The sequence below is a fragment of the Pseudoalteromonas sp. AWM4_233 genome, assembly GCF_056158285.1.
The window spans coordinates 1-6953 of record NZ_JBSWSZ010000067.1; the positions used below are offsets into that span (position 1 = coordinate 1).

The 6953-nt window shown below is 40.2% G+C and carries 5 protein-coding genes and 2 pseudogenes; 4 read left to right on the forward strand and 3 right to left on the reverse strand.

The genetic code is table 11. The features are described 5' to 3' along the window. Positions 1 to 236: 236 nt before the first annotated feature. A pseudogene (locus ACXAC4_RS20055) lies at positions 237 to 1098 on the reverse strand (fructosamine kinase family protein). Positions 1099 to 1210: 112 nt separating this feature from the next. On the opposite strand from ACXAC4_RS20055, the gene ACXAC4_RS20060 reads away from it, so the two are divergent. Next, the gene (locus tag ACXAC4_RS20060) at positions 1211 to 1906 is read left to right on the forward strand and encodes a DUF445 domain-containing protein (protein WP_475164955.1); all 696 of its coding nucleotides are present in this window, start codon (positions 1211 to 1213) and stop codon (positions 1904 to 1906) included. A gap of 53 nt (positions 1907 to 1959) precedes the next feature. On the opposite strand, the gene ACXAC4_RS20065 is transcribed toward ACXAC4_RS20060, so the two are convergent. Continuing rightward, positions 1960 to 2322, reverse strand: coding sequence for a DUF3718 domain-containing protein (locus ACXAC4_RS20065; RefSeq protein ID WP_054554737.1), 363 nt, complete (start codon positions 2320 to 2322; stop codon positions 1960 to 1962). Positions 2323 to 2678: 356 nt separating this feature from the next. Between ACXAC4_RS20065 and ACXAC4_RS20070 the strand changes: the two genes are divergently transcribed. From ACXAC4_RS20070 to ACXAC4_RS20080, 3 genes are all read left to right on the forward strand, one after another. Continuing rightward, a complete protein-coding gene (locus ACXAC4_RS20070) occupies positions 2679 to 3464 on the forward strand; it encodes a hypothetical protein (RefSeq protein ID WP_138601849.1) in 786 nt (261 codons plus the stop codon). A gap of 112 nt (positions 3465 to 3576) precedes the next feature. After that, complete coding sequence (locus ACXAC4_RS20075) at positions 3577 to 4959, forward strand: amidohydrolase (protein WP_300418880.1); 1383 nt, start codon at positions 3577 to 3579, stop codon at positions 4957 to 4959. Between the two features lie 11 nt (positions 4960 to 4970). Continuing rightward, positions 4971 to 6197: an amidohydrolase family protein gene (locus ACXAC4_RS20080; protein WP_138601853.1), complete on the forward strand. Its 1227-nt coding sequence runs from the start codon at positions 4971 to 4973 to the stop codon at positions 6195 to 6197. Between the two features lie 66 nt (positions 6198 to 6263). Here ACXAC4_RS20080 and ACXAC4_RS20085 read toward each other — a convergent pair. After that, positions 6264 to 6899 (reverse strand): annotated as a pseudogene (locus tag ACXAC4_RS20085) (NRAMP family divalent metal transporter); the annotation flags it as partial. Between the last annotated feature and the right edge of the window lie 54 nt (positions 6900 to 6953).

The following is a 6953-nucleotide window of genomic DNA, read 5'->3' on the forward strand; positions in this document are numbered from 1 at the left end:
CATTTCATCAGCTTTTACCTTAATCAGGCATGCCTGAGTTCGTTAAATTGCAATCTTCATTAGACCCTAACTCATCAAAAATGAATCTAGATTTAATTAGATTGATATAACTCACTAACCGAATTTATTTAAGCGTAGTGCTACCAATTCGGTTAGCATCTTTATTAATACGCTTTATAAGCTAAATATAGCTGTGTTTAGCGGTTTGTGACATTCCTTTTACAGTGATTTTTAGCTTATTTCAGGAGCTGATCAATTTGTTGTTTTGCTTCAGTAAGATAGTGCCCTGCAAAGATATTGGCATTATTGAGCATAGGGTATAGTTGGTAGATGGCTCTACGTTGCTCGTAGCCTACCTGCAATGGGTAGATATCGTTATAGGCGTCATAAAAGCTATCGGGAAGTGGTGCATAAAGCTCACTCATTGCGATATCGCATTCCCGATCACCATAATAACAAGCAGGGTGCAAACACACTGGGCACATTATTATAAAAGCCCATATTTCGACGCCAAAAGTCACCGTGTAATAACGAAGGCTCTACAATATGGCTATGCAGTGCGTCTTTAACAAAAGCGATGAAGGTGTCTTGATTAACAAGCTCAATGCCTTTTTCTTGTAATAACTGCAATTGCCAACCAATGCGTTCTTCAGCAAAAAATACATCCCATTTTTTGTGCCAACGATTTGGTTGTAGAGTAGGGCCAAGGAAGTTGTCGTTATCTAAGCCGAACATGGCTTGGGTATGCTTTTGGTGTAAATGAGCAAGGTGTTCTCCCATTTCATGCCAATTGGTATGGGGCTGTTTATCAAGTTCTAACCATTCAAGCACGATAAATGAAAACTCAATATTGCAACCTGTGGTGATGCAATCTGGGATCATAAATAAGCTTTCTTGAGTTAACAGCTCTAGATTAAAGGCTTCGCACTCTAAGCGCTCCAGATCACTTAAGTGAGCGACTTTCACAAAGAAGTGGTGTAAATCATCGCCAATTTGGAAGTATTTATCGTTATTGGGTGATTGTAATTGGCGCTTAAAGGTATGCTTAAAATCAAAATGCATCGCTTGGCTAATCTGTTCATTCACCGAATTCCACATAATTTTGTTCACCTTTTAACCATATAATTAAACTATGGCAAAAAGACGATGAATTAACAAACCCATAGCGTTAATATTGTTAAAGTTTATCGAAGTATTTATGAGGGGTCAGATGAATAAAAGTCTCATTACTAACTTTGTGGCACTTGCCTTAGTATTAGTCGGATTTTTATTTGAACAAGCAATTGTGCTTTCTGTTGGTTTATTTGCGTTATCGGGCGCAGTAACAAACTGGCTTGCTATTCACATGCTATTCGAAAAAGTACCATTTTTATACGGCTCTGGTGTTATAACATTAAAGTTTGCGTCTTTTAAGGTGGCGATTCGTAACTTGGTAATGACCGAGTTCTTCGCTGAAGAAAAAATCGATCAGGTCATGGCGCTCGCTAAACCGAATATTGATTTAGAGCCTGTGATCAGTGAAGTTAATTTAAGTCCGGCTTATGACTCTTTAATTGAGGTTATCGAAAACTCTCAATTTGGTGGCATGCTGTCGATGTTTGGTGGCCGTGATGCGCTCGAGCCAATGCGCGAACCTTTCATTGAAAAAATGAAAGCGGCGGTTATTGATATTTCGAAGAGCGACGAATTTAAAACCATTCTTGATGAAAAGCTATTTGCAAAATCTAACCTTGGTGGCTCATTACACAGTACAGTTGAGCGTTTAGTTGATGAACGATTGAATGAGCTTACACCAACCATGGTAAAAGATATTATTCAAACCATGATCAAAGAACATTTAGGTTGGTTAGTAATTTGGGGTGGGGTGTTTGGCGGCTTATTTGGCCTGATAGCTGCGCTAGTCTAATGAAGAAGGAATTTGTAGCAGGCCTTCAAAGACCTGCTACTGTGTATTCATCATTATTTTGAGCCTGCAATTACAATCACAGTGTCATCAGATACGTTAGCGATATCTTGAATACTGGTTTTTGTTGCTATGTCAAAATTTAAGTATTTCGCAGAGTTATGCAACCCATAAGTGCTAACAAACTTATTAGTTGGCATATCATTGCAAAATAGTTTTTCTGTCATTACTCGTTTACTTAAGCGTAAATCGCGCATAGTTCCGATTACATTGAGTGGCTTATTTGATGCAATAGCCATACACGCTTGAGTGCCAACTGAGTTATCTGCTGCGACAAATTGGGCTGCACTTGCATCAGTTGCTGCTAGTGAAGAACCTAAAATTATTGCTGTACCTAGTGCTGTAGTTAACGTATTCATCTTTCTCTCCAGTTGTTGTCTATAACGTAACATTTGTGCGACCTGGCTATTATGGATACTGCACACTTCCTGTTTGCTGGGCACATTTAAAGTATTACGCTAAACAAAAACAATTGCTGTTAATGAAAATCGATAAGATGTAAGTAAGTATGTAGATGTGAACAAACAAAACTAACCGCTTGATAAGTGCTATTTTAAAGTGTGAATGTTGACACAATTAGCCTTAAAATTTTTTAATTAATTTTTAAAAATCCTGTATTAGCTCGTATTTAAGACTTGATATTTACGTGGCTGTTACATTTAAGTATTAACTCTAGCTTTTCTTAAAAAGACTATTCAGAGTATAAGGAGCATCAGTGACCACAAAATTAGCAGGCTATTATCAACAAGCCTATGCATCTGAATCAAAACACTTTAATCAATGTTTTTATTGTGGTTGTGAAGCAACTGAGCGAGATTTTTGTCCGCCACTGCATATGCTGCAAAGCATTATAGATTTAGGCGAAGAGGCCGAATTTATATCAATTCCAGCATGTTATGAGTGCTTTGCATTACTGCATAACGAACGAGTGCTAACTATTGATGGGCGAGTGACAAAGCTAAAAAAGAAACTTTCTGCAAAATATGCAAAAGCGCTGAGAATTTATCACATGTGGCATGAAAGTGAACTTCACGATATGAGTGATGAGTTTGTGCACAGTATTAAAGCAGGCATGAAGTTAGGTGCAGAGGCGGCAGAGCGATTAGCATTTCAAGGTTATAGTTATGCAACTGAAGATGCCAGTGTCACTATTCGTGAGAAGCGTGCCGAATTTGATGTGCAAGGCAAAGTCTTTTATGACTTTAAAGACGCGCTTAATTACTGCATTAATGATTTACAAGTCGACAGAACAGAATTCTATAAGCTGGTGGTCGAAGATTATAATGGTGATTTTAACCGTGCATTGAGTCAATACCGCCATCGACACGAAAAAATAACCGCAGCTAACGATGCAGATTCACTGATTAAAAGCTTTGCCAAGCAGCACAAGCAAAACTCAGACTTTGTAACTCGAACTGTGAAACATTTTATCAACAAAGATCCGAGCTTAACTACCGAAGGTGCGTTAGAGCAGTTATATAACAACTACATAAAGAAATAGTGCTCTGTGAGGCTGGTTATTCGTCTTGAATATTGGTGACTGGCCTCGTTTACTCGCATTAGAATTAACAATTAGTTAAAGTAATTAAATAATAAAAAAGAGGAACGTAAGAATGCAAAAATTTGCACCATCCTTGTTGGTTATGGCGCTTGGTGTCGCGTTAGCGGGCTGCCAAGACAATGGCCCACAAGATCCAAAAGTCTCAATTAACAAAAACCCATACCCAAGCACTTATCAGCCACTTGCATCACAAAGTACGTTAATCACTAATGCCACTGTTTTAACCGGCACAGGCGAGCGTTTAGATGACGCAGATGTATTCTTTGTAGATGGCAAAGTCCAACAAGTAGGTAAAGACCTATCTGTACAAGCTGATAAAACAATTGATGCAGAAGGTAAATGGGTAACACCGGGTATTATTGACGTGCATTCACATTTAGGTGCATACCCAACTCCATCAGTGGCATCTCACCAAGATGGTAATGAAATGACCAGCCCTGTGACTGCAGAAGTATGGGTTGAGCATTCAGTATGGCCGCAAGATCCTGGCTTTAACCGTGCACGTGAAGGCGGTATTACGTCATTACAAATTCTACCAGGTTCAGCAAACTTAATTGGTGGCCGCGGTGTAACGCTTAAAAATATTCCTTCGCACACGATGCAAGGTATGAAGTTTCCTGAAGCACCATATGGTTTAAAAATGGCATGTGGTGAAAACCCGAAACGTGTTTATGGCCGCAAAGGTGTTTTACCATCAACGCGTATGGGTAACATGGCGGGCTACCGCACAGCGTGGATTGAAGCGACTGAATACAAACGTGAATGGGATAAATACGAAAGTGATTATGCCGCAGGTAAAAACCCTGCAGCACCTCACCGCGACATCAAGCTAGATACGCTAGCAGGTGTGTTAGAAGGTGACATATTAATCCATAACCACTGTTATAAAGCAGAAGAAATGGCCATGATGATCGACCTCGGTAAAGAGTTTGGTTATCACTCAGGTACTTTCCATCACGGTGTTGAAGCATACAAAATTGCTGACTTACTTGCTGAAAACGGTAACTGTGCGGCACTTTGGCCAGATTGGTGGGGCTTTAAAATGGAAGCCTACGACATGGTTCAAGAAAACGTAGCAATTGTAGATGCTGTTAAAAATTCATGTGCCGTTGTTCACTCTGATTCTGATACAACGATTCAACGCTTAAATCAAGAAGCCGGTAAAGTGATGTATCGCGCGAATGATGTGGGTTACGACATCTCTGAGCAACACGCAATTAAGTGGATCACTTCAAACGCGGCTAAATCGCTAGGTATTGATGATAAAACAGGTTCACTTGAAGCAGGTAAGCAAGCTGATGTGGTTATTTGGAACCAAAACCCATTCAGTGTTTATGCGAAAGCTGAACAAGTATTTATCGATGGTGCCAAAGTTTATGATCGTAACGATGATAAATACCAAGCACAAAGTGATTTCATGCTAGGTCAAAAATAGGAGTAACATTGATGACAAAATTAACTAAATCATTAAAGCTGTCACTTGTTGCTGCTGGCTTATTTTCTGCGACAGCAAGTGCTGCATCGGTAGCGATTGTCAATGCAACACTACACACTTCAACAGAGCAAGGCGTACTTGAAGGCGCAAGCGTTGTTATTGAAGATGGCAAAATTGTTGCTATTAACCCAGCGACTGTCAACGCGGATACTACCATTGATGCAAAAGGCCAAATCGTGACTGCAGGCTTTATTGGTACTATGAACCAATTAGGCTTAGTGGAAGTGGGTGCTGTTGCAGGTTCGCGTGATGGTGGTGACGACAAAGCAGGCATTGACTTTGATCCAAGCCTTGCATTCAACCCACGCAGTAGCTTAATTCCTTATGCACGCAAGGGCGGTATTACTCAAGATGTGATTGTACCAAACGGTGGTGACAGTATCTTTGCGGGTCTTGCATCTGTCGTTGATCTATCAGGCAGCTTTGAAAGCGTAAATAAAAAGCAAGTTGCACTTGTTGTTCACTTAGGTGAAAAGAGTAAAGGCTCACGTGCTATGTCGATGAAAACTCTTATCGACAAGCTTGAAGGCGAAAAGTCAGCTAAAAAAGATGACAAAAAAGAGCCATCAACAGAGCAAAAAGTTATAGCTGCTGTGCTTTCGGGTGATATGCCGTTGATTGCCAGTGTTCAACGCGCATCAGACATCTATGAACTTGTTAAGTTAAAAGAAAGCTATGGCATCAATTTAGTGATTCATGGCGGTGATGATGCTGTTGTGGTTGCTGATACATTAGCTAAAGCTGATGTACCTGTGATCATCAGCTCTATGGCTAACTTACCGGGTAGCTTTGACTCTATGCATGCAAATCTTGCTAACGCAGGTAAGCTTGAAAAAGCGGGTGTAAAAGTCATTATTGGTGTTGCTGGTGACTCAAGCCACAATGTATACCAATTACGTTTTGATGCAGGTAATGCTGTGTCATACGGTATGAGCCAACAAGGTGCACTTAGCGCAGTTACCAGCAATATTGCTGATGTTTTTGGTTTAAACTCAGGCGCAATTGCCAAAGGTAAACGTGCAAACCTAGTTATGTGGTCTGCTGATCCATTTGAGCTTAACTCACACGTAAGCAAAATGTGGATCAACGGTGAAGAGGTTTCAACCGAAGCGCGTCAAGACAAACTACGCGATCGTTATACAACTGATTCAGCGATGCCACGCGCTTATACTAAATAAGTGCTCAACATATAAAAAGGCCGCAAATTTGCGGCCTTTTTTTAATACATATTTTCAAACTAAAAGCTAAAAAATTAGATTGCTTAGTTTATAAAGGCTAAGGCTAAATATAAGCAGTATTACTGGCACAATTACAAGGTTAAGTAAAAGCGAATTAGTGTATCCTTTCATCACCGATTTTTGATTCACTAACCAAACAAGGTAACAGGTAACAATTGGAAGTAATAATCCATTGGCAGCTTGCGCAAAGATGATAACCGCAACCGGATCAAGCCCAAGCGATGCGACCAGTGCACCGAAAACAAGGATAGTGATAGCAACCAGTTTAAAACGTGTATCACTCATTTGTGTTGACCAACCAAGCATGCCGCAAACAGCGTAAGCACCCGCAAGCGGTGCAGTTATTGCGCTAGTAAGTCCAGCTGCACATAAACCGATAGCAAAGAAATAATGAGCCATACCACCTAGAAGGGGCTCAAGCTGCACAGCCATATTGGCCGCTGAAATTTTACCTGCATCGGTACCATAAAATGCCACAGAGGCTGTTGATAAGATAGCTAACGTGATTATGCCACCTAAAGTTATCGAAATACCGGTATCAAGGTTTGTTTCTTTGATTACTTTGTCGATATTTTTTGAACTATCGTGTTTTTCTGCAAGTACCCCAGAGTGTAAAAACAGGTTGTAGGGCACAATGGTTGTAGGTGCTGGAAGTTAGAAGCCACAAGGATCGGTTAACCTTAGCAATACGTTATG

Bases quoted from the DNA above. Each gene is read 5' to 3' on its own strand.
- ACXAC4_RS20060 (WP_475164955.1), top strand. From the start codon at position 1,211: ATGAATAAAAGTCTCATTACTAACTTTGTGGCACTTGCCTTAGTATTA.
- ACXAC4_RS20080 (WP_138601853.1), top strand. From the start codon at position 4,971: ATGACAAAATTAACTAAATCATTAAAGCTGTCACTTGTTGCTGCTGGC.
- ACXAC4_RS20075 (WP_300418880.1), top strand. From the start codon at position 3,577: ATGCAAAAATTTGCACCATCCTTGTTGGTTATGGCGCTTGGTGTCGCG.
- ACXAC4_RS20065 (WP_054554737.1), bottom strand. From the start codon at position 2,322: ATGAATACGTTAACTACAGCACTAGGTACAGCAATAATTTTAGGTTCT.